General features: G+C 68.3%; 24 protein-coding genes. 11 read left to right on the top strand and 13 right to left on the bottom strand.

Annotated features, from left to right (window positions below; genetic code table 11):
* Positions 1-3: 3 nt before the first annotated feature.
* From ACZ63D_RS35285 to ACZ63D_RS35265, 5 genes are all read left to right on the top strand, one after another.
* Positions 4-804 carry a DsbA family protein gene (locus tag ACZ63D_RS35285; RefSeq protein WP_465358668.1) on the top strand — a complete coding sequence of 267 codons (801 nt, stop codon included), beginning with the start codon at positions 4-6 and terminating at the stop codon, positions 802-804.
* 79 nt (positions 805-883) lie between these two features.
* Complete coding sequence (locus ACZ63D_RS35280) at positions 884-1,198, top strand: hypothetical protein (protein ID WP_452079355.1); 315 nt, start codon at positions 884-886, stop codon at positions 1,196-1,198.
* Positions 1,195-2,307, top strand: a complete 1,113-nt coding sequence (locus tag ACZ63D_RS35275; RefSeq protein ID WP_465358667.1) for a C40 family peptidase — start codon at positions 1,195-1,197, stop codon at positions 2,305-2,307. The genes ACZ63D_RS35280 and ACZ63D_RS35275 overlap by 4 nt, the downstream gene beginning before the upstream one ends.
* Before the next feature lies 1 nt (position 2,308).
* On the top strand, positions 2,309-2,689 hold the full coding sequence (locus ACZ63D_RS35270) for a YbaB/EbfC family DNA-binding protein (RefSeq protein WP_465358761.1): 381 nt from the start codon (positions 2,309-2,311) through the stop codon (positions 2,687-2,689).
* A complete protein-coding gene (locus ACZ63D_RS35265; protein ID WP_465358666.1) occupies positions 2,686-3,177 on the top strand; it encodes a YbaB/EbfC family nucleoid-associated protein in 492 nt (163 codons plus the stop codon). Before ACZ63D_RS35270 ends, ACZ63D_RS35265 begins: the two co-directional genes overlap by 4 nt.
* 854 nt (positions 3,178-4,031) lie before the next feature.
* Here ACZ63D_RS35265 and ACZ63D_RS35260 read toward each other — a convergent pair.
* Entirely contained in the window at positions 4,032-6,521 is a 2,490-nt protein-coding gene (locus ACZ63D_RS35260) for a DNA gyrase/topoisomerase IV subunit A (protein WP_465358665.1), read from the bottom strand.
* A gap of 32 nt (positions 6,522-6,553) precedes the next feature.
* Positions 6,554-8,605 carry a DNA gyrase/topoisomerase IV subunit B gene (locus tag ACZ63D_RS35255; RefSeq protein ID WP_465358664.1) on the bottom strand — a complete coding sequence of 684 codons (2,052 nt, stop codon included), beginning with the start codon at positions 8,603-8,605 and terminating at the stop codon, positions 6,554-6,556.
* Between the two features lie 241 nt (positions 8,606-8,846).
* On the opposite strand from ACZ63D_RS35255, the gene ACZ63D_RS35250 reads away from it, so the two are divergent.
* Positions 8,847-9,935, top strand: a complete 1,089-nt coding sequence (locus ACZ63D_RS35250; protein ID WP_465358663.1) for an LLM class flavin-dependent oxidoreductase — start codon at positions 8,847-8,849, stop codon at positions 9,933-9,935.
* A gap of 31 nt (positions 9,936-9,966) precedes the next feature.
* Positions 9,967-10,572 carry an FMN reductase gene (locus tag ACZ63D_RS35245; protein WP_465358662.1) on the top strand — a complete coding sequence of 202 codons (606 nt, stop codon included), beginning with the start codon at positions 9,967-9,969 and terminating at the stop codon, positions 10,570-10,572.
* Here ACZ63D_RS35245 and ACZ63D_RS35240 read toward each other — a convergent pair.
* Positions 10,569-11,192, bottom strand: a complete 624-nt coding sequence (locus ACZ63D_RS35240) for a class I SAM-dependent DNA methyltransferase (protein WP_465358661.1) — start codon at positions 11,190-11,192, stop codon at positions 10,569-10,571. The two genes, ACZ63D_RS35245 and ACZ63D_RS35240, sit on opposite strands and share 4 nt — an antisense overlap.
* A 1-nt stretch (position 11,193) precedes the next feature.
* Positions 11,194-11,850, bottom strand: coding sequence for a GNAT family N-acetyltransferase (locus tag ACZ63D_RS35235; protein ID WP_465358660.1), 657 nt, complete (start codon positions 11,848-11,850; stop codon positions 11,194-11,196).
* 108 nt (positions 11,851-11,958) lie between these two features.
* Between ACZ63D_RS35235 and ACZ63D_RS35230 the strand changes: the two genes are divergently transcribed.
* Positions 11,959-12,387 (top strand): PGPGW domain-containing protein, encoded by a 429-nt coding sequence (locus tag ACZ63D_RS35230; RefSeq protein ID WP_465358659.1) that lies wholly within the window; start codon positions 11,959-11,961, stop codon positions 12,385-12,387.
* Here ACZ63D_RS35230 and ACZ63D_RS35225 read toward each other — a convergent pair.
* The 6 genes from ACZ63D_RS35225 to ACZ63D_RS35200 all read right to left on the bottom strand — a co-directional run bounded on the left by ACZ63D_RS35225 (position 12,361) and on the right by ACZ63D_RS35200 (position 20,197).
* Positions 12,361-12,999 (bottom strand): hypothetical protein, encoded by a 639-nt coding sequence (locus ACZ63D_RS35225; protein ID WP_465358658.1) that lies wholly within the window; start codon positions 12,997-12,999, stop codon positions 12,361-12,363. The genes ACZ63D_RS35230 and ACZ63D_RS35225 overlap by 27 nt on opposite strands.
* Before the next feature lie 90 nt (positions 13,000-13,089).
* Positions 13,090-15,579: a LamG-like jellyroll fold domain-containing protein gene (locus ACZ63D_RS35220; RefSeq protein ID WP_465358657.1), complete on the bottom strand. Its 2,490-nt coding sequence runs from the start codon at positions 15,577-15,579 to the stop codon at positions 13,090-13,092.
* Between the two features lie 50 nt (positions 15,580-15,629).
* Positions 15,630-16,616 carry an ABC transporter permease gene (locus ACZ63D_RS35215; RefSeq protein WP_465358656.1) on the bottom strand — a complete coding sequence of 329 codons (987 nt, stop codon included), beginning with the start codon at positions 16,614-16,616 and terminating at the stop codon, positions 15,630-15,632.
* Positions 16,613-17,572, bottom strand: coding sequence for an ABC transporter permease (locus ACZ63D_RS35210; RefSeq protein ID WP_465358655.1), 960 nt, complete (start codon positions 17,570-17,572; stop codon positions 16,613-16,615). The genes ACZ63D_RS35215 and ACZ63D_RS35210 overlap by 4 nt, the downstream gene beginning before the upstream one ends.
* Entirely contained in the window at positions 17,544-19,121 is a 1,578-nt protein-coding gene (locus ACZ63D_RS35205) for a sugar ABC transporter ATP-binding protein (RefSeq protein ID WP_465358654.1), read from the bottom strand. Before ACZ63D_RS35205 ends, ACZ63D_RS35210 begins: the two co-directional genes overlap by 29 nt.
* The gene (locus ACZ63D_RS35200) at positions 19,121-20,197 is read right to left on the bottom strand and encodes an ABC transporter substrate-binding protein (protein WP_465358653.1); all 1,077 of its coding nucleotides are present in this window, start codon (positions 20,195-20,197) and stop codon (positions 19,121-19,123) included. The genes ACZ63D_RS35205 and ACZ63D_RS35200 overlap by 1 nt, the downstream gene beginning before the upstream one ends.
* Before the next feature lie 206 nt (positions 20,198-20,403).
* Between ACZ63D_RS35200 and ACZ63D_RS35195 the strand changes: the two genes are divergently transcribed.
* Positions 20,404-21,414: a LacI family DNA-binding transcriptional regulator gene (locus tag ACZ63D_RS35195; RefSeq protein ID WP_465358652.1), complete on the top strand. Its 1,011-nt coding sequence runs from the start codon at positions 20,404-20,406 to the stop codon at positions 21,412-21,414.
* Here the strand turns inward: ACZ63D_RS35195 and ACZ63D_RS35190 are convergent.
* Entirely contained in the window at positions 21,403-21,615 is a 213-nt protein-coding gene (locus ACZ63D_RS35190) for a three-helix bundle dimerization domain-containing protein (RefSeq protein ID WP_465358651.1), read from the bottom strand. The two genes, ACZ63D_RS35195 and ACZ63D_RS35190, sit on opposite strands and share 12 nt — an antisense overlap.
* Positions 21,616-21,801: 186 nt before the next feature.
* On the opposite strand from ACZ63D_RS35190, the gene ACZ63D_RS35185 reads away from it, so the two are divergent.
* Positions 21,802-23,580: a pyruvate kinase gene (locus tag ACZ63D_RS35185; RefSeq protein ID WP_465358650.1), complete on the top strand. Its 1,779-nt coding sequence runs from the start codon at positions 21,802-21,804 to the stop codon at positions 23,578-23,580.
* A gap of 7 nt (positions 23,581-23,587) precedes the next feature.
* Here ACZ63D_RS35185 and ACZ63D_RS35180 read toward each other — a convergent pair whose 3' ends face one another.
* Entirely contained in the window at positions 23,588-24,184 is a 597-nt protein-coding gene (locus tag ACZ63D_RS35180; protein ID WP_465358649.1) for a LysE family transporter, read from the bottom strand.
* 161 nt (positions 24,185-24,345) lie between these two features.
* Here ACZ63D_RS35180 and ACZ63D_RS35175 point away from each other — a divergent pair, with 161 nt between their 5' ends.
* Positions 24,346-24,675: a ParB N-terminal domain-containing protein gene (locus ACZ63D_RS35175; RefSeq protein WP_465358648.1), complete on the top strand. Its 330-nt coding sequence runs from the start codon at positions 24,346-24,348 to the stop codon at positions 24,673-24,675.
* Here the strand turns inward: ACZ63D_RS35175 and ACZ63D_RS35170 are convergent.
* Positions 24,672-25,355: an alpha/beta fold hydrolase gene (locus ACZ63D_RS35170; protein ID WP_465358647.1), complete on the bottom strand. Its 684-nt coding sequence runs from the start codon at positions 25,353-25,355 to the stop codon at positions 24,672-24,674. The two genes, ACZ63D_RS35175 and ACZ63D_RS35170, sit on opposite strands and share 4 nt — an antisense overlap.
* Positions 25,356-25,605 lie beyond the last annotated feature (250 nt).

Raw genomic sequence — 25,605 nt, 5'->3', positions numbered from 1 at the left:
ACAGTGGGTGGAGCTGCGCGCAACGCGCGGAAAAGCCGTCAGCAGGCGGCGGCCGCGAGGTCGGTCGCCCAGGCGCGGGGCTCGGGGAGCGACCGGAACAAGATCATCGCGGTGGTGGTGGCCGTCGTGGTCGTCGCCGCGCTCGTGATCGGCGGCGTGCTCTGGATCAACTCGAGCAAGAACGCCACGCAGGACAGCGCGATCCAGCCGGGCACGACCTCGGCGCTCGGACCGGGCGTGGTCGAGAAGCGCGACGGGGCCGTGGTGTCGGTCGGCAAACCGGGCGCGCCGAAGACGATCGACCTGTACGCCGACTTCCTGTGCCCGTACTGCGCCAAACTGCAGCAGGACTTCGGGTCGCGGATGGAGAAGGCGATCAACGACGGCCAGCTCACCGTGCGCTACCACATGGTGATCCTGCTCAACAAGAACTCGGACCCGCCGGGCTACTCGCTCGACTCGGCGAATGCCGCGCTCGCCGCCGCCGACCAGCAGAAGTTCACCGCGTTCCACGACGCGCTGTTCAAGAACCAGCCGCCGGAGGGCGGTCGCGGCTACGACAAGGCGCAGCTGATCAAGCTCGGCCAGGACCTCGGGATCACCGACCCGAAGTTCGCGCAGACGGTCAACGCCGGCACCTACGACCAGCAGCTGCAGACGGCGTTCCAGCAGATCCAGAGCGACCCGAAGCTGCAGCAGGACTTCGGCAACGGCCAGGTCGGCTTCGGCACGCCCACTGTCGCGGTCGACGGCAAGGCTGTCCCCGCTTCCGGAGACTGGCTGACCAAGATCCTCAACGGCTGACCCTGATCCGGTCAATTCGCCTGTCCGGGCACAACCCGTCCGCTAACCTGGGCTTTAAGGTCCAGGGGAGGGGCGGGTTGTGTCCGGTTTTCATGTCGACGACGGCGCGTACGAGAACTACGCGAAACAGGTCGACCCACTCGGCGACGAAGTGCGCGCCGCGGCGAAAGCGCATCTCGGTCCGCACGTGACGCTGTCCGGCGACGGGTTCTCCGCGATCGGCGACGAGTCCGGGTTCGCCGGCGCGTACGGCGCGCGGATGCGGGCGTTGCAGGAACGGATGCACGCTCTCGGCGGCGGCTGGCACGACGTCGGCGAGGCCGCGCGGCGTACGCAGGGCAATTACGCCGCGGTCGAGCAGGAACACGGCGACGCGTTGCGCAGGCTTTCGTGAACGCTCCGGTCGATCATCTGGTCCGGAACGGGCTGGACACCACCAATCAGTTCGCCGCGAAGCTGAAACATGATCCGGCGGCGATCAACGGCGCGCGCGACGGGCATGTCGCGCTGCAGACATCCGTCGGACAGGCCAATCAGCACGCGGGCAGTCAGCGGGTGAATCTGGCGCAGGCCAGTTCCGGGGCGACGTCGGAGCGTGCGGTCGCGACGTCGAAGGATCTGGAGAAAGAAGTCCAGGACCTTCTCGACGAGAGCGCGGAAATCGAGCGGGCGGTCGCCGAGGCGGCGGAGACGCTGCACGTCGGCGAGATCCGCAACGATCAGGTCCGGGACGAGATTCTGCGGGAGATCGCGTCTTCGATGAAGGCGCTGGCGGCGGTCAACGGGATTCAGCCGCCGGAGAGCCGGGCGGCCGCGGCCCGGCAGATTTTGCTGCAGCTGCAGACGAAGATCGGTCAGCTGACCGGCCAGGCGGCGACGTTCACCGAGGAGACGCTCGGGAAGCTGACCGGGCTGGGGCAGCGGCTCGGCGGGTCGGAATCGACTTCCGCGAGCAGCGCTTCTTCGGTACCGCAGGCGTTCAACAGCAACGGCGCACACGTCGGCCACGGTGGTGGCGGGGGCGGCAGCGACGGTGGTGGTGGCGGAGGCGTCGCTGTCGCGGGAAAGCCGCGGTTGCCGGTGGCCGTTCCGCCGCAGCCGGGCAGCGGGGTCGGGATCAACCTGCCGGGCGGGAAAACCGTGATGGCACCGAACGAGACCGCGGCCAAAGCGGTCCGGGCGGCGTTGTCTCAGCTGGGCGTGCCGTATGTGTGGGGCGGAACCGCGCGCGGGCAGGGGCTCGACTGCAGCGGGTTGACCATGACGTCCTATCAGGACGCCGGGCTGCAGTTGCCGCGGACCGCTCGGCAGCAGACTGTCGGGGCTGAGGTGCCGTCGATCGACCAGCTGCTGCCTGGGGATCTGGTGGTGTGGTCCGGGCATGTGGCGATGGTGATCGGCGACGGGCAGATGGTCGAGGCCGGGGATCCGGTGCAGATCAGCAAAATCCGGACTACGAATGCCGGGCAGCAGTTTATTGGGTTTTACCGGCCTACGGGGTGATGTGGTGGCTGAATTCGATCTGGATCGCGCGGTGGCGCGGGTGATGGAGGAGGCTTCCCGGACCGGGGAGGCGGCTGCTGCTCGATTTGAGCGGGCTGGGCCGGTGGTGGGAAAGGCTGCTGCTGGTGGGGTTTCGGTTGAGGTAGCGCCTGGCGGGTTGCTGACTGGGTTGACGTTGACCCGGGCCGCGTTGCGCAGCGGTTCCGAGGCGGTGGCTTCGCAGATTCTGGCGTTGTCCCGGCGGGCCGAGCGGCGGGCTGGGGATCGGATGCATCAGGTTTTGGCACCGGTGCTGGGGGCGGAAGCGGTGGCGGTGTTGGGGTATGCGGCGTTGGCTGAGGATGATCCGGATTTTTATGACGAAGAGCCGGTGGTGCTGTGAAGACCCAGGAGCTTATTTCGCTGGCTCGTGATCGGGAGGCTGCGTTAGGACAGGTCGCTTCGTTGATGGGGGAGGCTCGGGGGTCGGCCCATGCGTTGGATGGGTCGGTTGAGGTGACTGTGGATGCGTTGGGGGCGTTGAAGCGGTTGTGGCTTTCGCCAGCTGTGGTGGAGGGGGATCCTTCGCGGGTTTCGGCTTTGGTGCTTGAGGTTGTGCGGGTGGCTATGGCTGAGGCTGAGCAGGATTGCTACAACCGGGTGGGGTTGTTGCTGGGGGAGGAGGCGGGGATGCTGGTTGAGGCGTTGTCTGGGCGGGCTGCCCCGGCTCGTGCTGCGGAGGATGATCCGGGGATGACGGTGGAGGAGTTTCAGCGGTTGCGGGCGGAGAGGGTGGGGGAGAGGCGGTTTCCTGTCGCTGCTGTTGAGTCCACTGTGGATGAAGATGAGTGGGAGGACTTTGATCCGGCGTCGTTGCGGTCGGATCGGTGAGGGCGCTCGAGAGCTGACGCCCCCTTCGGGGGTGGTGGTCGCGTGGGGGGCACCCCGAAGCTGAGTGTGACTACGGCGCGGGGGGGGGGGGGGGGGGGGGGGGGGGGGGGGGGGGGGGAGACGCCCGGTGGGTGGGGTTGGTGTGGACTGGGGGGGTGGGGGGAGGGGGGGGGTGGCGGGGGGGAGGGGGACACCCCCCCCCCCCCCCCCCCCCCCCGCGCCGTGTTTTTGGCTTCGTATCGGGGTGCAGGGCCGGGTGTGGCTGCCTGGATGTGGTGGGGGTGCGGGTTGCGGGTGTGTGGTGGTTGGGGCTGGAGGCCTAACGTGGCGTTGAGTGCTTCCAGCGTGGTGTGGCGGGTGTGGGTGTGGTGGGCGGGGGCTTGCGCTCCTGGTGTGGTGCTGGGGTGCGTCTGAGGTGGTGACTGCGTGGGTGCGCGGGTTGCCGTTGAGTGGTGGGCGGGGGCTTGCGCTCCTGGTGTGGTGCTGGGGTGCGTCTGAGGTGGCGGCTGCGTGGGTGCGCGGGTTGCCGTTGAGTGGTGGGCGAGGGCTTGCGCCCGCAATGCGGCATTGGGCGCGTCCGATGTGGTGGGTCCGCGCATCTAGCGCGCAGTGAGGTTTCTCGGGTGCGGTTGCGGGGGCGGCGGTCCACGGGCCCTCAGCCACGTGAGCTGTCACCGCTCGGTGCGCGCCAGATTTTCGCGGGGGAATTATGCGTGAGGGCTGCTGACGAAACCGCGATGTGGCATCGGGCGCGGCGAGCGGCTGGGTGGGGTCGTGAGGGGCACCCTGAGGGAATCAGAGTCCCTCAGGGTGCCCCTCACGGACGGCGGCGGGGGTGAGATCCACCGTTGCGGTTAGCCGCGTTCGATGAGGTGGCCTACTACTTCTGGGCCAGGGTGGGCGTGGCCTGAGCCGTCTCGGCGGAGGTCTACTTCGGGGAGTTCTACTGGGTCTCCGGTGCGGCTCGCGCCTGCGGGGCGGGGGCCTACCCAGGCGACCTGGACTTCGGTTTCTCCCTTGAGGAAGCGGTGGGTTCGCACGCCGCCGGTGGCGCGGCCCTTGGCTGGGTATTCGCTGAACGGCGTGACCTTGACACTCTGGCCCGTCGCGGTGACGACCATCGGTTCGCCGTGTTCCTCGTCGTCAGTGCGGATGGCACCGAAGAAGACGGCGGTGGCGTTCGCGGCCAGTTTTACGCCTGCCATGCCGCCGCTCTTGGTGCCTTGCGGGCGGATCAGGCTGGCGGCGAAACGCAGCAGCGACGAGTCGGACGAGATGAAGGCCAGGGTTTCGTTTCCGTCGGTCAGCCAGGTCGCGCCTACGATCTCGTCGCCTGGTTTGAGGCTGATGACCTCGAATTCGTCCGAGCGCACGGGCCAGTCCGGCGCGCAGACCTTCACCACACCGCCGCGGGTGCCGATGGCCAGGCCTGGCGAGTTGCCTGCCTGTTCGCCGAGCGGGGCGATGCCTACGACGCGTTCACCCTTTTCCAGCGGTACCAGCTCTTTTGCTGCCATGCCGCCGCGCAATGAAACAGTGCCTGCTTGTTCGGGGAGCACGGGCAGGGGCAGCACGTCCGTCTTGAACGCGCGGCCTCGGCTGGTCACCAGCAATACCTGTCCGCGGGCGGTGGTGTGCACGACGGCTGACACCGCGTCGTGCTTCACTCGGCCGTTGCGGCGACGGACTTCTGACGCCTCTTCGGATTCCGCCGCGGTGCGGGCGACCAGGCCGGTGGCCGAGAGGATCACCTGGCACGGGTCGTCGGCGACCTCCAGCGGGCCGGACGGCTTCGACGCGGCCAGGACTTCCTTGAGGTCGCCGTCGATGAGGCGGGTGCGGCGTTCGGTGGGGAAGTCCTTGGCGATCTTCGCCAGTTCCGTCGAGACGAGCTTCTTCAAGACCGACTCGTCTTCGAGGATCGTGGTCAGTTCGGCGATTTCCGCGCGCAGCTTGTCCTGTTCGTTTTCCAGTTCCAGGCGGTCGTACTTCGTGAGGCGGCGCAGCGGGGTGTCCAGGATGTAGGTCGCCTGGGCCTCCGACAGCTTGAACTTCGTCATCAGGCCGTCCTTCGCGGCGGCCGCGTTTTCGCTTTCGCGGATCAGCCGGATGACCTTGTCGATGTTCAGCAAGGCGATCAGCAGACCGTCGACCAGGTGCAGGCGCTCTTCGCGCTTGCGACGGCGGTAGCGCGTGCGCCGTGTGACGACCTCGTAGCGGTGCTTCAGGAAGACTTCCAGCAGCGCCTTCAAGCCGAGCGTCTGCGGCTGGCCGTCGACGAGCACCAGGTTGTTGATGCCGAACGACTGCTCCAGCGGCGTCAGGCGGTACAGGTCGGCCAGCAATGCCTGCGGGTTGACGCCGACCTTGCATTCGATGACCAGCCGGGTGCCGTTCTCGCGGTCGGTGAGGTCCTTGACGTCCGCGATTCCGGTGAGCCGCTTGGACTTGTTGACCTCGTCGGTGATCTTCTCGATCACCTTCTCCGGGCCGACGCCGTACGGCAGCTCGGTGACCGTGATGGCCTGCCTGCCGCGGCTGCCCTCCAGCGGGCCGGTCTCGACGTTCGCGCGCATGCGCACGACGCCGCGGCCGGTTTCGTAGGCCTTGCGGACCTCGTCCAGGCCCAGCAGGGTGCCGCCGGTCGGCAGGTCGGGGCCGGGGACGTACTCCATCAGCTTGTCGAGCGTGGCGTTCGGATGGTTGATCAGCCACCGCGCGGCGCCGATGACCTCGCCGAGGTTGTGCGGGATCATGTTGGTCGCCATGCCGACCGCGATTCCGGACGTGCCGTTGACCAGCAGGTTCGGGTAGGCGGCGGGGAGGACCGAAGGCTCTTCGAGCGAACCGTCGTAGTTCGGGCGGAAGTCGACGGTGTCCTCGCCGAGTTCGCCGACGAGCAGCATCGCTTCGTTCGACATCCGGGCCTCGGTGTATCGCGAGGCGGCCGGTCCGTCGTCGGGGGAACCGAAGTTTCCGTGCCCGTCGATCAGCGGGGCGTTCATCGAGAAGTCCTGCGCCAGCCGGACCATCGCGTCGTAGATCGCCACGTCGCCGTGTGGATGGTACTTGCCCATGACGTCGCCGACCACGCGCGACGACTTCACGTACGCGTGCGTCGGGCGGTAGCCGTTCTCGTTCATCGAGAACAGGATTCGGCGGTGCACCGGCTTCAACCCGTCTCGCGCGTCCGGGAGGGCGCGCGAGTGGATCACCGAGTACGCGTACTCCAGGTACGAGTCTTCGATCTCCGTCTTCAGCGGGTTGTCGAAGACCTGTGCGCCCGGCGAGTCGAACGCGCTCGGGTCGACCCGGGTCACCGGGGTCTTGCTACGGCGAGCCATGGCTCACAACTCCTTGGGAACGAACGGAAAACTCAGACGTCGATGGCGTCGCGGTCGACGCGGTCGGACGATTCGACCAGCCAGTTGCGCCGCGGCTCGACCTTTTCGCCCATCAGCAGTTCCAGTGCCAGCTCCGCGGCCTCGACGTCCTCCAGCGTGATCCGCCGGACCGAGCGCGTCGCCGGGTTCATCGTGGTTTCCCACAGTTCGTCGGCGTCCATCTCGCCGAGGCCCTTGAACCGCGGCACCGGCGTGACGACCTGCTTGCCCGCCGCTTCGAGTTCGGCGACCTTCTGCTCCATCTCGCGCTGGGTGAAGGTGAAGATGGTCTCCCCGCCGCGGCCCTTCGTGGTGATCTTGTGCAGCGGCGGCATGGCCGCGTACAGCCGGCCGTCCTCGATCACCGGGCGCATGTACTTCGCGAACAGCGTGATCAGCAGCGTGCGGATGTGCGAACCGTCGACATCCGCGTCCGCCATCAGGATGACCCGGCCGTAGCGCATCGTGGACAGGTCGAACGTGCGGCCGGTGCCCGCGCCGAGCACCTGCACGATCGAGGCGATCTCGGCGTTCTTCAACGTGTCGCCCAGCGACGCCTTCTGCACGTTGAGGATCTTGCCGCGCAACGGCAGCAGCGCCTGGTACTCCGACACCCGCGCCATCCGCGCCGAGCCGAGCGCGCTGTCGCCCTCGACCAGGAACAGTTCGCTGCGCGCGACGCCGGTGGTGCGGCAGTCGACCAGCTTCGGCGGCATCGCGGCGCCCTCGAGCGCGGTTTTGCGCCGGGCGGCGTCCTTCTGCTGTTTCTGGGTGAGCCGCACGCGGGCCGCGTCGACCACCTTCTGCAGCACGATCTTGGCCTCGGACTTGGTTTTCCGGTCCTCGGTCCAGGCGCGCAGCTGCTTGTCGACGATGCCCTGCAGCACGCGCGTGATGCCCGCGGTGGACAGTTCGTCCTTGGTCTGCGAGGTGAACTGCGGCTCCGGCAGCCGGACGTGGATCACCGCGGTCATGCCCTCCAGCACGTCCTCGGTGGTCGGCGGGTCCTCCTTCGCCTTGAGCAGCCCGCGCGTTTTGCCGATCGCGTCGACCAGCGCCCGGGTCACCGCGCGGTCGAACCCGCGCCGGTGGGTGCCGCCGTGCACGTTGCGGATGGTGTTGGTGAAGCATTCCACGGTGCGCTCGTAGCCGGTGCCCCAGCGCAGCGCGACCTCGACCTCGGCGTGTCGCTCCACATTGGACTGCATGACGCCGTTGGCGTCCGCCGCGTTCTCCTTGTACGTGCCCTCGCCGGTGATCATCAGCGTGCCGCAGACGGGTTTTTCGCTGTCCGGGGCGAGGAAATCGACCATGTCCGCCAGCCCGTTCGGGAAGTGGAAGGTCTCCTCGTTGATGGTGTCCTCGAACGTGGTGCGAAGCACGTACGTGACGCCTGGCACGAGGAAGGCGGTGTTGCGCAGCTTCGTGCGCACGCCTTCGACGTCGAGCGCCGCGCCGGTTTCGAAGTACCGCGCGTCGTACCAGTAGCGGATGGACGTGCCGCTGCGTTCACCGCGCTTCATCTTGCCGACGAGGTTCAGCCCGGAGCGGCGGGTGAACTTCGCCTTCGGGCCGGGGCCGTCGAACACGCCGGGCACGCCGTGCGCGAACGACATCTGGTGCACCTTGCCGTTCTGCTTCACCGTGACGTCGAAGCGGTGCGACAGCGCGTTCACCGCCGAAGCGCCGACGCCGTGCAGGCCGCCGGACGTCTTGTACCCGGAGCCGCCGAACTTGCCGCCGGCGTGCAGCCGGGTCAGCACCAGCTCGACGCCGGAGAGGCCGGATTTGGCGTGCACGCCGGTGGGAATGCCGCGGCCGTCGTCGTCCACCTGGACGCTGCCGTCGGCGTGCAGCGTGACGACGATGCGCGAGGCGTGCCCCGCCACGCCCTCGTCGGTGGAGTTGTCGACGACCTCGGAGAAGAGGTGGTTGATGCCTCGGCTGTCGGTGGAGCCGATGTACATCCCGGGGCGCTTGCGGACCGCCTCGAGTCCTTCGAGGTGGGTCAGGTCGTCGGCCCCGTACAGAGTCTCAGCAGTCACGAGGTCGTTCTCCCGGATCGAGGCGAGCTGTTCGGTGGGCAAACAGGCGGCCGGAGCAGGGGCCCCGGGCCGTCACCGTACTGCAGGATATCCGCACCCCCTGACAGGAACTGGCCGCTGCGTCCCGCACGCGCTCCGCGAGCGTGTCCCAGGTCACCGGTATAGTCCTGCTGGAATACATCTTCCACGCGAGTAGTTGTGCAGACAAGCAAGGACGGAACGAACCGGCTAGGGAGCGGTCATGCAGTTCGGAATCTTCTCGGTGGGCGACGTCACGACCGATCCCACCACGGGCGTCACGCCCACAGAGCACGAGCGCATCAAGGCGATGGTCAAGATCGCGCTCAAGGCCGAGGAGGTCGGCCTCGACGTCTTCGCCGTCGGCGAGCACCACAATCCGCCGTTCGCCGCGCCGGCGAACCCGACGGTGCTGCTGTCGAACATCGCGGCACAGACGGAGAAGATCGTCCTCTCGACGTCGACCACGCTCATCACCACCAACGACCCGGTGCGGCTGGCCGAGGACTACGCCATGCTGCAGCACCTGGCCGACGGGCGGATCGACCTGATGATGGGCCGCGGCAACACCGGCCCGGTCTACCCGTGGTTCGGCCAGGACATCCGCCAGGGCATCCCGCTGGCCGTCGAGAACTACGCGCTGCTGCACCGGCTCTGGCGCGAGGAGGTCGTCGACTGGGAGGGCAAGTTCCGCACCCCGCTGCAGGGCTTCACCTCGACGCCGCGCCCGCTCGACGGCGTGCCGCCGTTCGTGTGGCACGGTTCGATCCGCAGCCCGGAGATCGCCGAGCAGGCCGCCTACTACGGCGACGGGTTCTTCGCCAACCACATCTTCTGGCCGACCTCGCACTTCCAGCAGCTGATCGCGTTCTACCGGCAGCGCTACGAGCACTACGGGCACGGCAAGGCCGACCAGGCCATCGTCGGGCTCGGCGGGCAGGCGTTCATCCGGCCGAAGTCGCAGGACGCGTGGAACGAGTTCCGGCCCTACTTCGACAACGCGCCGGTGTACGGGCACGGACCGTCGCTGGAGGACTTCACCGAGCAGACGCCGCTGACCGTGGGCAGCCCGCAGGAGGTCATCGACAAGACGCTGACCTTCCGCGAGCACTTCGGCGACTACCAGCGCCAGCTGTTCCTGATGGACCACGCCGGCCTGCCGCTCAAGACCGTGCTGGAGCAGCTCGACCTGCTCGGCGAAGAGGTCGTGCCGGTGCTGCGCAAGGAACTGGACGCGAAGCGGCCGGCGCACGTGCCGGACGCGCCCACGCACGAATCGCTCAAGGCCGCGGCTCAGGCTGTCCACGCCTGACCCGGGTACCGCCGGATTGAGGGGAGAGGTCATGACTGCACGCACTATCGCCGTGGTCACCGCCGGGTTGAGCCAGCCGTCGTCGACGCGGCTGCTGGCCGACCGGCTGGCCGAGGCCGCACGCGCCGCGCTCGTCGGCGACGACGTGACGGTGGAGGTGTTCGAACTCCGCGACATCGCGGTGGACGTCACCAACAACATGCTCACCGGGTTCCCCAGCCCGAAGCTGCGGGAAGTGATCGACACCGTGACTCGTGCGGACGGGCTGATCGCCGTGACACCGGTGTTCACCGCTTCCTACAGCGGGCTGTTCAAATCGTTCTTCGACGTGCTGGACAAGGAAGCGCTCGACGGCAAGCCGACGCTGCTCGCCGCGACCGGCGGTACGGAACGGCATTCGCTCGCGCTCGACTTCGCGCTGCGGCCGCTCTTCGCCTACCTTCGCGCGACCGTGGTCCAGACGGGCGTGTACGCGGCGTCGTCGGACTGGGGCAGCGTCGAGGCGACGGGTGCGTTGCAGCAGCGCGTGGAGCGGGCTGGTCGCGAGCTGGCTCAGCTGGTCGCGGCGGCACCCGAGGCGAAGCCGGACGACGAGTACGCCTCGGTGTCGTTCGAGCAGTTGCTGGCTGGGAACTAACGGCGGCTCCTCGCGGTCAGGATTGCCTGCGGCGCTGGGGTTTCCGGATCGAGGACCAGTTCGGCCTCGACGGTGAACCCGGCGTCGCGCAGCCAGCTCGTCATGCGTTCTCGCGGGCGGCGGTGCACCTGGACCTTCATCGGGTGGCCGCCGTAGCCCTCGGTTTTGAGCCGGGTTTCGTCGCCGACGTGGAAGAGCAGCTGGAGCAATCCGCCGGGGCGCAGGGCTTGGCGGAAGTTCGTGAAGACCGCCGGGACTGCGTCGTCGGGCACATGGATGACCGACTGCCACGCCACGATCCCGGCCAGCGAAGCGGCGGGCAGCGGCTCGGTCATCGAGCCGACTTCGAACCGCAGCGCTGGATAATCGCGCCGGGCGACCTCGATCATGCCGGGGGAGAGGTCGACGCCGTACGCGGCTACGCCGAGGCTGTTGAGGTGGGCAGTCACCTGGCCGGGACCGCAACCGAGGTCCGCGACTGGGCCGTCGCCGACTTGGTCGGCGAACAACCGCAGCGCGGCAAGCAGATACGGCTGTGTGCCGAGCGCGTCGCGGACGAACGTGGCGTAGTCCTCCGCCACGGTGTCGTACGAAGTCCGGGTGTCGGTGAGCCATTCCATGTCAGCCTGCCGGGTTCTGGGCGATGAGGACGGTGGCGAGCGTGGCCCAGCCGAGGGTTGAATACAGCTGGTGCCCGTCCGGGGTCGCCAAGAGAATCCCGGTGGTCGCGCCGTGTGCCACGGCGTTTTCCGCGAGACAACTCATCACCACGCTGCCGAGACCGCGGCGGCGATGCTCGGGGACGGTTTCGATCCGGTCCGCGATCGCGTCGGGGCCGACCACGGCCATGACGCCCCGCGCCGCGACGCCCGAATTGGGATGTCGCAGCACGGTTTCGCAGACCGTTCCGGTCCACGAGGTCGCGCACGTGTAGGGCGGCGGGGCCGCACGCGGTGGATGTCGGCGCAGAGGAATCGTCATGAGTGCTTCGCGGGCGTCCCGGATTTTCAGCCCCGCCTCGCGCATGATCGCCTCGACTGTCTCCGGCTGGTTCGTGGGCACGGTCAGCCAGCTCGGGCGCGTTGCGGCGGCGACCTCGTCGGCGAGACCGCGCAGGACCGCCGGATCGGTGGACAACGCGATGATCTCGCGGTGCCGATCCGGTTGTTCGAGCAGGACTCGCAGCCCGCCGCGGGTTTCTTCGGCGGGACGGAATCCTCGGGACGCGCCCCATCCCGCCTGCCAGCGGCGGATGAGGTCAGGCAGTGTTTCGACCACGCGAGCAGCTAAGCATCCGGCACCGACAAAAACGCGCCGGTCCGCCTCAAGGGTCCAGTATGGACAGTCCAGCTGGCAGTAACGAGGGCCCGGCGGCACACTGAGCCGATGGGATGGGGAAAGCCGGTGCGCCGGGTGGTCTTCTCGGTCGTCGGCGGGGCGCTGGTGATCGTCGGGATCGTGCTGCTCGTGCTGCCGGGGCCGGGACTGCTGCTGGTGCTCGCCGGATTGCTGGTGCTGGCCTCGGAGTTCCCGGCGCTGCAGCGCTTTGTCGGCCCGGTGCGGACGCGGGCGATGAAGGCCGCCGAGGAGAGCGTGTCCTCGCCGCTGCGGATCGCCGGTTCGGTGCTGGCCGGGCTCGCGTTGCTGGCCGCGGGCATCGTGTGGGGGACGGTGCGCTCGCTTCCGCTGAGCGGGTGGAGCACGGGGACGAGCCTGATTCTGTCCAGCCTGATCTTGTTCGCGCTGCTGATCTGGAGTTATCGGCGGGTGCGGGCGAAGCGGGAGGCCTCAGGCGAGCAGGGCGGCAAGGCTTAGGTAGCCGCCACCGCCGATCACGACGCCTGCCACCGCGCCGATGCTCACCTGCGCGGCAGTGTGGTCTTTCAGCTCGACGCGCGACCAGCACACCCACGCGACCGCCAGGAAAAGCAAGGCAAGCCAAGGGCTGTAGACCTTCATCAGCATCACTGTCGACCCGGCGGCGACCATGGCGTGCATCGAGATTTTGAATTTCAGGCCGAAGGTCACTGCCAAAGCGACGACCAGACAGGCCAGTTCGGCGGCGGCAAGCGCGATCATCTCGTGCGGTGCGCCGCCGACGAGCAGCACGACAAAGCCGAGCGCGAGGGATCCGATGCACGCGGCGAACGGCACGAGCCGACCGGCGCGGTTGGTGACGTGGTGGCTGTCCCACTTTCCGCGTTTCGCGCCGCGCACGATGATCGCCATGGGGATCAGGGAGCCGGTGACGCCCACGATCAGGCCCCACAGGACGGCTTCGCCGAGCTGGTGGCCGGTGACTTGCCAGGCCACCACGAGCGGCAGGCCGAGTACCCACACCCACGGGGCGAGCACTTCCGTCGCTACTCGCGCGACGCGGCGGCGGATACCGCTGGGAGCCAATTCGGCGGGAGGGGCAGAGGTCACGGCCGGAATCGTACCGGTGCCGTGCGCAGTAAAAGAGAAGCGCCTGGACCCGCGAATTCGCAGGTCCAGGCGCTTTCTAGCAGTGCTTCATCAGGACGCGTAGAGCTTGGCCACCTCCGCGGCGGACAGTGCCCGGTCGTACAGCCGTACCTGGTCGACCGCCCCGTTGAGGAAGTCCACCGGGTTCCCGCCGTACTTGCCGCGGCCGATCACCGTGTGTCCAGTGGAGGCCTCGCCAAGGCAAACGCTGCGCGACGCGGCCAGCTGCCCGTCCACATACAGCGCCAACTGCCCGGTAGCGGCGTCGCGGACCCCGACCAGGTGGTACCAGCGTCCGGCTTCCGGCGTCATCGGGGCGAGTGCCCGCGTGCCCACGAAGCTGAACGCCAGCTTGTGGTCCGCGCCGGAATACTGCAGGAAGAACGCGCTGTGGTCGTTGCCGTCCTGGCTCACCACGGTCTGGAAGCCGTCGCCGACCGCGTTGAACTTCACCCACGCGGCGACGCTGTAGCTCAGGTCGGTCTTCACCAGCGGGGCACCGGTGTCGGCGTACTGGCCGGAGCCGTTCACCGCGAGGGCCGAGCCGCTGTGTCCGGCGGTCCACGAAGCGCCGCCGACGAGCGTCGCGTCGTGGTGGCCCACGACGTCCGCCGCGGTGGTGCCACTGTTCTCGTCGAACGGGTACGCGGCGATGCCGTCGATGCCCGGGGTTCCGGGCGGGATCACCGGGCCCTGTTGCGGTGAGCCGTCAACCCCCTTGATCACCGACAGGTTCGCGGCCCGGACGGCGGCGAAGTCCATCTTCTTCACCTGACGGTCGTAGGTGAAGAAGCCGTTGACCTCCTTTTCCACGTCGGTGGTCTGCGTGTACACCCCGGCCGACACGCCGCATTGCCGTCCGGCGAGCAGCAGGCGTTGCTGGAGTTCGGCGTAGCGCCGGGTGAGCGTGGCGCTGTCCGGTTCCATCTCGTACGCGAAGCTGCCCGCCGGGTCGAACTGGTGGCCGTCGACCTTCAAACCGAGGCCGCCGTATTCGCCGTCGACCGCGGCGCGGTTCGCGTCCGGCACGGGGGTTCCGGGACCGGTGTAGGTGTGGTCGTCGTAGAGATCGCCGCGGCCGCTGTCCGGTTCGGAACGGCAGCAGTTCACGCCGGACTCCGCGTCCACCAGCCGGGTCGGGTCCCAGGCCTTGACCTGGTCGGCGATCCGGCCGACGGCGTAGTCGCCCCAGCCTTCGTTGAACGGGACCCAGGTGACGATCGACGGGAAACTGCGGTGCTGGTCGATCATCCGGTGCAGTTCGGATTCGAAATTGGCCTGGGACGCGGGCGTCGCCTCGATGTCGTCCTTCATCGCGGGCATGTCCTGCCACACCAGCAGCCCGAGCTTGTCCGCGTAGTAGTACCAGCGGTCCGGTTCGACCTTGATGTGCTTGCGCACCATGTTGAACCCGAGCGCTTTTTCCTGCTCCAGGTCGAACTTCAACGCCGCGTCGGTGGGTGCGGTGTAGATGCCGTCCGGCCAGAAACCCTGGTCCAGCGGGCCGAGCTGCATCACGAACTTGCCGTTGAGCAGCATCCGTTGCTTGCCGTCCGCGGTCTTGCCGATCGAAACCGACCGCAGCCCGAAGTACGAGCCGACACTGTCCCCAGAGGACAGTGAGACACGCAGGTCGTAGAGGAACGGATCGTCCGGCGTCCACAGATGCGGCTTGTTCACCTTGAGTTTCAACGGAGTGTTCGCCGGTCCGGACGCGAAGCCGACGACGCGGCCGTGGTCGTAGGCGACGGCTTGCACGCGTTGTTTCACCGGCCCGCCCACCACGGCGTTGACGGTGACCGAGCCGCTGGCGACGTCCGGCGTGGTGTCCACCCGCGAGATGTAGGCCGGGGTCACCGGTTCCATCCAGACGGTCTGCCAGATGCCGGACGTCGGGGTGTAGAAGATCCCGTCGCCGGGTTTGCGCTGCTTGCCGAGAGGCTGTCCGCCCGCGTCATTGGGATCCGTGACGCCGACGACGACTTCCTGGTCTTTCCCCGTGGTCAACGCGTTGGTGACGTCCGCGGAAAACGCGTCGTACCCGCCGGTGTGGCGGGCGACCTGATGGCCGTTGACCCACACCGTGGTGTCGTAGTCGACCGCCTGGAAGTGCAGGATCAACCGCTGGTCCCGGCCGCCGACGTGCCAGTTCTTCGGCACCTGGAACGTTCGCCGGTACCACATCGACGTTTCGTGCCGCATGATTCCCGACAGCGCCGATTCGACCGGATAAGGCACGAGGATGCGTTCGTCGAGACTGCGTTTGATCGGCGGCGAGTCGCCGGGTTTGGCGGCGGAGAATTCCCAGACGCCGTTGAGGTTCTGCCAGTTGTCGCGGGTCAGCTGCGGCCGCGGGTACTCGGGGAGAGCGTTGCTCGGGGAAACTTGATTGGTCCAGGGGGTGGTGAGGGGCGGGGTGAGGCGGTGCCATTGCGGCGGATCGGCCGCGGCGGCGGGGACACTCGACAACCCGGACACGGCCACGGCGAGCGCGGCGGCTGCCGTGGCCAGGCGGCCGGGTCTGCGGGCAGGACGGACCATCGTCGAACCTCCTACTGACAGGTGGATCAGCGCGGATGGAACTGCACGGGTCAGGATCGGCGGGAGCGGGCCAGCAGCCGCTGGATCACGACGACGACCAGCAGGAACGCGCCGCTGACCACCGTCTGGTAGTTGGAATCGAGGGTGCCGACCTGGTTGATGACGTTCTGGATCAGCGTCTTCAGCAGCACGCCGACGAGCGTTCCGAGGACGGTTCCCGCGCCACCGGTGAGCAGCGTTCCGCCGATCACCACCACGGAAATCGCGTCGAGTTCCGTGCCGACGCCGAGCACGGTGACGCCCGATTGCAGATAGGCCGCGGTGAGCACGCCGGCGAATCCGGCGAGCGTGCCGCTGAGCGTGTAGAGGGTGATTTTGGTGCGGGCCACCGGAAGACCCATCAGCAGCGCGGACTGTTCCGAGCCGCCGAGCGCGAAGACCGACTGGCCGAACCGGGTGCGGCGCAGCAGCAGCCCGCCGAGTCCGAAAAGGACCAAAGCGAGGTACACCGGTACGCCGACGCCGAAGATCTTGCCTTGCCCTAGCCAGAGCAACGCCGAACCTGGCTCCACTTTGTACGTCGTGGCGCCCTCTTTGGTCAAGGCCAGCAAGAGACCGCGAGCGAACAACAGCGAGGCGAGCGTGACGATGAACGGCACCATTTTCGTCCGCGCGATCAGAATTCCGTTGACGAATCCGATCAGCCCGCAAACGACCAATGGCAGCAGGATCGCGACGACCAGGCCGTAACGGGAACCGTACGCGGCCAGCACTCCGCCGAGCGCGTACACCGAGCCGACGGACAGATCGATCCCGCCGGAAATGATCACGAAAGTCATGCCGAGCGCGATCACTGCCAGGAACGAACTTTGCAACGCGAGATCGCGCAGGTTGTCCGCGGAACCGAAGCGTGGGAAGGCAAACCACGCGCCGGCCACGCCGAGCACGAGCACTACGGCCGCACCTTGGCGTTGCAGGACTGCCGCGAACGCCGCGCCACGTTCCGACGGCGGGGCGGCGGTGGTCGTCGCGATCATCGCGTGCTCCATTCCCTGGCGACGTACACCGCGGCGACGATGATGGCGGCCTGCACCATTTGCGCGGCGGAATCGGGCAGGTCGTGCTTGATCAGCGTGGCGTGCACCAATTGCATGAGCAAGGCACCGAACACCGTGCCGAGCACGCGTACCCGGCCGCCGGTGAGCGGAGTTCCACCGACCACCACGGCGGTGATCGCGGACAATTCCATCAGCAGGCCGACATCGTTGGGATCGCTCGCGGCGAGCCGTGCGGTGGACAGCACCCCGGCGATCGCGGCGAGCGCGCCGGACATGGCGTACACGCCGATCAGGACGCGCTTGACCGGAAGCCCGGCGAGTGTCGCGGCAGGACGGTTGCCGCCGACCGCGACCAGGTGCCGTCCGAAGGTGGTGCGCCGCACCAGCAATCCGGCCAGCACGGAGAGAACCGCGGCCACCAGGACCATGATCGGCACGCCGAGCACGTCGCCGCTGCCGAGCGCGAGGAAGTCCGGGTTGTGCAGTTGCACCAGTTGCCCGTGCGCGATCACGAGCGCTAGCCCGCGACCGCCGACGAGCAACGCCAGTGTCGCGATGATCGGCTGAATCCCGAGCTGCGCCACCAGGAATCCGCTGAACAGCCCGGACGCCACCCCGGCGATCAGCGCGACGACGATCACCATTAGCGGCCCGGCCCCGAGATACAGCGGGACGAGCGCCGCGGCGACCGACATCACCGAGCCCACCGACAGGTCGATGCCTTCGGTGCCGATCACCAGTGCCATGCCGAGCGCGACGATGCAGACCGGCGCGGCCTGCACCAGTTGCGTGCGGAAGTTGGCGGCGGACAGGAAGTTCTTCGTGAACGCGATGTTGAACAGCAGCAGTACGACCACGGCCAGGTACACGCCGTAGTTCTGCAGCCAGCTTGTGACGCGGGCGCGGTCAGGTCTCGTCAGTGTCGCGGTCGACATCGTTGTCACCCCCTGCGGCGATCGCCGCCAGCACGTTGTCCTCGGTGACCGCGTCGCCGGCCAGTTCGGTGGCGACGCTGCCGTCGCGCAGGACGACCACCCGGTCCGCGCCGTCGAGAATCTCTTCCAGTTCGGACGAAATCAGCAGCACGCCCAGCCCGTCCTTGGCCAGTTCGTCGATGAGCGCTTGCACCTCGGCTTTGGCTCCGACGTCGATGCCTCGGGTCGGCTCGTCCAGCAGCAGCACCTTCGGTCCGGTAGCGAGCCAGCGCGCCAGCAGTACCTTTTGCTGGTTTCCGCCGGACAGCTCGGACACCTTCTGCTCCGGGCTGGACGCCTTGATCCGCAACCGTTCCATGAACGTCTTCACCACGCGGTCCTGTTTGGACCGGCTGACGAAACCGAAAGTGGACAGCCGAGGCAGTGCGGCGAGCACGATGTTCTCGCGCACGGACAGGTTCGGAATGATCCCGTCCGCCTTGCGATCCTCGGCCAGCAGGGCGATCCCGGCTCGCATCGCCGCGGAGATCTTCCCGCGCTTCAACGGTTTCCCAGCCACCAGCACGGTACCGCCTTCGAGCGGGAAAGCCCCGACCACGGCCCGTGCCGTCTCGCTCCGGCCGGACCCGAGCAGCCCGGCCAGCCCGACGACCTCGCCCGGTCGCACGCTCACCGAAACGTCGTGCAGTTTGTTCCCGCCGGATAAATGAGAGGCCTGCAGCAACGGTTCCTGCTCCGCGTGATGCTCCTCGGCGAACGCGGTGACGCCCTCAGCGCGGATCTGCCGGATCTCCCGGCCGAGCATCATCGACACCAGCTCGATGCGCGGCAACGGCTTCAACGGTCCACTGTGGACTACTTGGCCGTCGCGCAACACAGTGACGCTGTCGCACACTCGGTACAGCTCGTCCATCCGGTGGCTCACGTAGAGCACCGAGATGTCGTCCGCGTGCAGCCGGGCCAGCACCTCGAACAACGTGTCCACTTCGCGCGGCTCAAGGGAAGAGGTCGGCTCGTCCATCACGACCACACCGGCCTTTGTGGACACCGCGCGAGCCAGCGCGACCATCTGCTGCGCGCCGACCGCGAGCGTGTGCAGCGGACGCCGCACGTCGGTGTCGATCCCGTACCCGCTGAGCAGTTCGCGCGCCTGCTCGTTCATCGCCGACCAGTCGATCAAGCCGGCGCGGGTGCGCGGTTCCCGCCCGAGGAAGACGTTGCTCGCCACGCTCATCAGCGGAACGAGATTGACCTCCTGGTAGATGGTGGAGATTCCGGCGCGCTGCGCGTCGATCGGCCTGCGGAACTCGACCGGCTCGCCGAGGTGGCGCACCTGCCCCTCGTCCGGCCGGTACACGCCGGTGAGGACTTTGATCAAAGTGGACTTGCCCGCGCCGTTTTCCCCGACCAGCGCGTGGACTTCACCACGCCGCAGAGCGAAGGAGACGTCGTCGAGGGCCACGGTGCCGGGGAACCGTTTGGTCACCCCGGTCACCTCGAGCACCGGTGCGGTCATGGTCGCCACCTGGGTGTCGGCCGTGCTCGTCATCAGTACGCGTTCCCGACCTTCTGGGCCGCGTTCGATTCGTCGTAGGAGTCGTCGGTGATGACGATGCTCGGCGGGATCGGCTTGCCGTCCTCGAACTGCTGCAGCGTCTGGAACGCCAGCTGCCCGAACCGCGGGTTCGATTCGACGACCGCGTTGTAGCTGCCGTCGACGATCAGCTGCACCGCGTTCCGGGTGCCGTCGACGGACACCACCTTCACGTCCTTGCCGGGGTTCTTGCCCGCGGTCTTGAGCGCGTTGACCGCGCCGATGCCCATCTCGTCGTTCTCCGCGTACACCGCGGTGAGGTCCGGGTGGCTCTGGATCAGCTGTTCCATCACCGACTGGCCCTTGGACCGGTCGAACTCGCCGGTCTGCTCGGCGACCACGGTGAGCCCGGGCGTCTTCGCGAGCTCGTCCTTGAACCCCTTGGTGCGGTCGGTGGTCACGTTGTTGCCGGACGAGCCGAGCAGGATCGCGACCTTGCCGTTGCCGCCGGTGGCCTTCGCCAGCGCGGCGGCCGCGCGGTGGCCCTGCTCGATGAAGTTGGACCCGATGAAGGTGAGGTAGTCGGTGCACGGCTTCGACGTGACCTGCCGGTCGATGGTGACCACCGGGACCTTCTTCGCCTTCGCCGCGTCGAGCGCGGGCTGCAGGCCGTCGGAGTTCAGCGGGGCCACGATGAGCAGCTGCGCGCCCCGGTCCAGCAGGGATTTGATGTCCGAGATCTGCTTGTTGAGGTCACTCTGCGCGTTCGTGGTGAGCAGGTGGTCGGCCGGGATGCCGAGCTTGCCCGCCTCGCTGCGGATGGACTGCGTCTCGGCGATCCGGAACGGGTTCGCCTCCTTCTCCGACTGGGAGAAGCCGACGATCGCGGTCTTCGGGTCCAGCTTCGGGTACCCGGTCTTGCCGATCGTGCAGCCGTCGGCGGCCGGAGCCGAGGAAGCGGCCGAGGCGGCCGGACCGGAGCCGTTGCTTTGCGCGGCCGGGGTTTCCTCGCGGCTGGTGCACCCGGCGAGCACGAGCGCGGTGGCGGTGCCCGCGATGAGAGCGACGCGGGCGGGGACGGACGGGGACACGGCGGACTCCTCGCAGCCGACGACTGGGGCAACCCGCTCGGCGGCGTGACGCCCGTCACCCCGCTGAGCTCCGGGCTATTTTTACATCGTTGGAACAACGTTGTAAACAGGCAAAACGTCGCTACACTACGTGGTCGTCGGGGCTGGTGCCGGGAGCTTCGCGGGCTCGTGATGGGCTCTCGGGCAGGAGAAGATGAGGAGTCGGCGTGGCCGTGACCCTGAAGGACGTCGCGACGCTGGCGGGCGTTTCGGTGAAAACCGTGTCGAACGTGGTGAACGGCTACGCGTTCGTGAAGCCCGAGAACCGGCGGCGCGTCGAGGAGGCACTGGCCGCGACCGGGTACCGGCCGAACGTCGGCGCGCGCAACCTGCGTCGCGGGCGGACCGGATTTCTGGCGTTGATGGTGCCGGAGTTGAGCATTCCGTACTTCGGCGAGATGGCCGGGCTGGTGATCACCGCCGCGCAGCGCCGCGGGTGGAGCGTGCTGATCGAGCAGACGCAAGGGACTCGCGACCGGGAACGGGCCACTGTGGACTCACTGGGCCCGCATCTGGTCGACGGCGCGCTCGTGCATCCCGAGGCGCTCGAAGCGGACGATTTCCCGGACGCGGACGGGCAAATCCCGTTGGTGCTGCTCGGGGAACACGCGGTGGACGTCGAGCTGGACCGGGTGGCGATCGACAACGTGCGGGCCGCGCACGCCGCGGTGTCGCATCTGGTTTCGCTCGGCCGCCGTCGGATCGCGGCGATCGGCGCGAACCCCCAGCGCGGCACGTCGTCGCTGCGGCTCGCCGGTTACCGGGCCGCGTTGGCTGACGCTGGTTTGCCGTCCGCGGACTCCTTGGTGGAGCCGGTGGCGAAGTACCACCGTGCCGAGGGCGCGGCGGCGATGAAACGCTTGCTAGCACAGGCAGAACCGCCGGACGCGGTGTTCTGCTTCAACGACCTGCTGGCCGTCGGCGCGCTGCGGTCGGCGGCCGAGCACGGGCTCCGGGTGCCCGGCGACATCGCGATCGTCGGCTTCGACAACACCGAGGAGAGCGCGTTCAGCCTGCCCGCGCTCACCACGATCTCGCCGGACAAGGCGGCTATCGCCGAGGCCGCGATCGACCTGATCCACCGCCGCCTCGCCGGTACCGAGAGTGCTGAGCCGCGCTTGGTGCAGCCGCCGTTTTCCCTGGAGATAAGGGAAAGCACGGTCGGCTCACCCTTGTGATCCCGCGAGTTCGCGGTGGGCCCGCCGCTCGGTGAGCAGCGGGATGAAGTCGCGGATGCGCGCGGTGTCGAAGACGTGGTAGCTGTCGTCGACCACGTGCGCGATGTGGTCGTCCGGATAGCGGGTGGCGAACTTCGCGGTCAGCCGCTGGACGACCAACCGGATTTCGACGCGTTCACGGGGAGAGCGATCGACGGGCATGATCTGTGCTCCTTCGGCGCGGGTCCTGGCCTCACTCCTGAGGGTAGACAGCGTCTACCTTCGGTAAACGCGGACTTCGGTTCTGGTGGCAGGGACTTTTGTCGTCGTTCGCCGAGGCCGAAAGGCTTCTCGAACGGCGCTCTGCTGCCCTGGCTCCGGCCCGATCGGACGCGGCACGCTCAGTGCGTGACAACGGCACCATTCGCCAGCGAATCCTCTCTGCTCACCGAGGAAATCCAGCATCTGTTCGCGGTGCTCGCCGACGCTGAGTCCTACTGGTCGGCACGAATCAGCGAAGTCGCCCCGGTCCACGCCGCCGGCGCGCGCAACCTCGCGCATTACTGGGCCGTGCGCCAGTTAGACCTGCGAGATCTCCAAACCCGGCTGGCTGAACACGGTCTGTCGTCCCTCGGCCGGAGCGAACCGCATGTGCGCGCCAGCCTGGAAGCCATCTCGTCCGCGCTGACCGGAAAACCCGGAGGCCGCAACGATTTCGCCCTCGGTCCGCGCAGTCTCAACCGCAACTGCACGGCGTTGCTCGGTCCCGAGCCCGCGCAGCGGCGTACTCGCGTCATGGTCACCCTGCCCACTGAAGCCGCGCACGACTCGACGCTGGCGCGCGCCCTCGTCCGCGCGGGCATGGACCTCGCCCGGATCAACTGCGCCCACGACGGTCCCGCGGAATGGGAAGCGATGATCCGCCACGTTCGGGCGGCCGCCAGCGACGCCGGACGGTCGTGCCTGATCGCGATGGATCTCGCCGGGCCGAAACTGCGCACCGGTCCACTGGCCGACGGCCCGCGTGTCGTCAAGCTCCGGCCCCGTCGAGACGACCTGGGCCGTCCGACCGCGCGGGCGTGGTGCTGGCTGGCCGTCGGCGCGACCCGGCCGCCGCGGCCGGATGCCAAGCTGATCCCGGTCCGTACCACCGGCTTCGACGCAGTGCGACCTGGACAGAAGTTACGCTTCCGGGACGCTCGCGGTGCTCAGCGTGCCCTCGTCGTCGCGTCCGCGAGTCCGGCTGGCGTGCTGGCCTCCACCCGCCACACGGCCTACCTCGCCACCGGAACCGTACTGCGCGCCGAGGACGGCATCGAGGCAGAAGTCGGCGCGCTGCCCCCGGTCGAGCAGTTCCTCACCTTGTACGAAGGAGACTTGCTCACCCTGACCCGAGACTGTGCCCCGGTCGCGGTCCAGCAACCGCCTCGGATCGGCTGCACCCTGCCCGCAGTCTTCGAGACGGCGCGCCCGGGCGACCCGATCCTGTTTGACGACGGCAAGATCGGCGGAACTGTCGTCGGTACCGGAGAAGACGCCCTCACGGTCCGGATCACCAGCGCCCGCGACGGCGGTTCCCGATTGCGCGCGGGCAAGGGAATCAACTTGCCGGAAACCGAATTGCCCGTGCCCGCGCTGACTGAGGCCGACCGGGCCTGCCTGCCGTTCGTGCGCGCTCAGGCCGACCTGGTGCAGATGTCTTTCGTCCGCACCGCGGGCGACGTCGAGGATCTGCTCGCCGAACTCGGCGGGCGGGACGACCCGGGGGTGATCCTCAAGATCGAGACCAGGCAGGCCTTCGAAAACCTGCCCGAACTGCTGTTCGTCGCGATGCGCCGCCCGCGGGCCGGAGTGATGATCGCCCGCGGCGACCTCGCGGTCGAATGCGGCTACGAACGTCTTGCCGAACTGCAGGAAGAGATCCTCTGGCTGTGCGAGGCCGCGCACCTGCCGGTCATCTGGGCCACGCAGGTCCTCGACCAGCTGGCTCGCACCGGCCGCCCTTCCCGCGCCGAAATCACCGACGCCGCCATGGGGGTGCGCGCCGAATGCGTCATGCTCAACAAGGGGCCGCACGTCGTCGAAGCCGTGGTCACCCTCGACGACATTCTCCGGCGGATGGCCGGGCACCACTACAAGAAAACCGCTCTGCTCAGGCCGTTGCGCTCCTGGCAGCCGCCTGCGTGAGCTCCGTTCAGAGCAGTCGCACGGCCAGCACGAGAATCACCGCGCTGGAAAGCAAAGCGGTGCCGAGCCGTCCGCGTGCGCCGGTGAGGCCGCGGCCGAGCAATGCTCCGCCGATGGCCAGCAGCAGTTGCCAGCTGGCCGAAGCAGCGAACGCGGCGGCCGCGAACACGGTGCCGTTGGCCGACCGGTCACCGAGGACGAGCGCGGTGAAGTAGATGATGGTGGACGGATTGAGCAGGGTCAGGCCGAGCAGAGTGGCGTAGGCCCGCAGTGGGCGCGGTTCTGTTGTCAGCAAAGGGCTTTCGGCGGCTCGATACCGCCGGATAGCCCGGACCGCGGTCCACGCGGCGAGCACGAACAGAGCGGCGGCGGAGGTCAGGCGCAGGGGAGTGGTGATCGGGGCGAGCAATGGGGCCAGCGCGGCACCGCCGGTGGTGGCGAGCACGGCGTAGACGCCGTCCGCGGTGGCCACGCCCATCGCCGCGGCCGCCCCGACCCGCCAGGACGTGCGTGCGGTGAGTTCGACCAGGTACACGCCGATCGCGCCGACCGGCATGGCGATCCCGTACCCAGCGATGAGCCCCGCGACGAGCGCGGCGCTCATCGGACGGCCTGGGCAGTCCCTTCCTGCGTCGTCTGCTGCTTGCCGCGCGCGGCGAGACAGCGGGACGGACGACGGTGGGCGGAATCGATGGTCATGGCCGGAATACTCGGCTGTCCGATCGGGAGTGGGCAACCGAATTTCCCCCGTGCCACGATGGGTGGATGCCGGTCGAACTGCCTGTGTCGCTCGTGGTCCGCTATCGGGCGGTGGACCGGGAAGCGGTGGGGTCCGCGCTGGTGGACACGCCGCGACACCTCGACGCCCTCACCGAGGACATCGCACGGCACGGAATCCGGACGCCGTTGCGGCTCGGGTTCTGCGAGGATTTCGGCACGCTCGACGGCAACCACCGGATCGCCGTCGCGCTGCGGCTAGGGCTGACGACGGTGCCGGTCACCGTGCTGCGAGAACCGCGAACCCCGCGCCCCCGGCATGCGCGACCGATGCGGGCGGAGGATTTCGCGGTGCTCGCGGCCGCGGCGGAGAATTAGCTGCTGCTTGCGGTGATCTTGTCGATCACCGTGGCCACCGCCTCTGGCTGGGACAGCAGCGAGTAATGACTGGCGGCCAGTTCGACACACTCCGCCCCAGCCCGCTCAGCGAACCATCGTTGCAGATCGGGGTGGAGAATCCGGTCCTCTGTGGACACCGCGTAGGCAGTCGGCAGATCACGCCAGGCACCAGGACCCGCGGGCGTGGCGAAACATTCGGCGCGGGCGCGTCGCTGCACCGCGGCCAGTGCGGCGGCGCGTTCGGGAGCCACGTCGGCAGCGAGCGCGTCGTGGAAGTGCTCCGGGTCGAGCGACGACCAGCCGTCCTCGCGGAACGCCATGACGGCAGAGCCAGGGGATTCCGGGAAGTGGTCGTTCAGCGAAGGCACGGTCTCGCCTTCGTCCGGAACGTACGCCGCGAAGTAAGCCAGAGCGTTAACCTGCGGATTGTCCTTCGCTGCCCCGGAAATCACAGTGCCGCCGTACGAATGCGCGGCCAGGGTGACCGGGCCAGCGAGCGCGGCGATCTCCCGCCGGACCTCAGCGATGTCGTCGGCGAGCGAAGTCATCGGCAGATGCACCGCGCGAACCCGGTGTCCCTGCCGATGCAGTGCCGCGGTCACCTCCAGCCATACCGACCCGTCGGCCCAAGCGCCGTGTACCAGAACGATTTCCGCCATGAATGCCTCCCGTTTTGTCTGAAGGCAAGCCAACCACTGGCAGTCCGCGGGCATTCCTGGCAACGGCGAGACAGGCGGATTCCGGCACCAACAGGGGGACGGACGGCGCTATCCGACGCGGAATCCTTGACAAGGAGAAGCGGGGGGGGGGGGGGGGGCAGGACCCCCCCCCCCCCCCCCCCCCCCCCCCCCCCCCCCTTTTCCCCCCCTCCCCCCTCCCCCCCCCCCCCCCCCCCACAACAACGCCCCC

The sequence above is a fragment of the Amycolatopsis sp. NPDC104775 genome (genome assembly GCF_055583325.1).
This window is presented reverse-complemented; position numbering and strand designations above follow the sequence as displayed.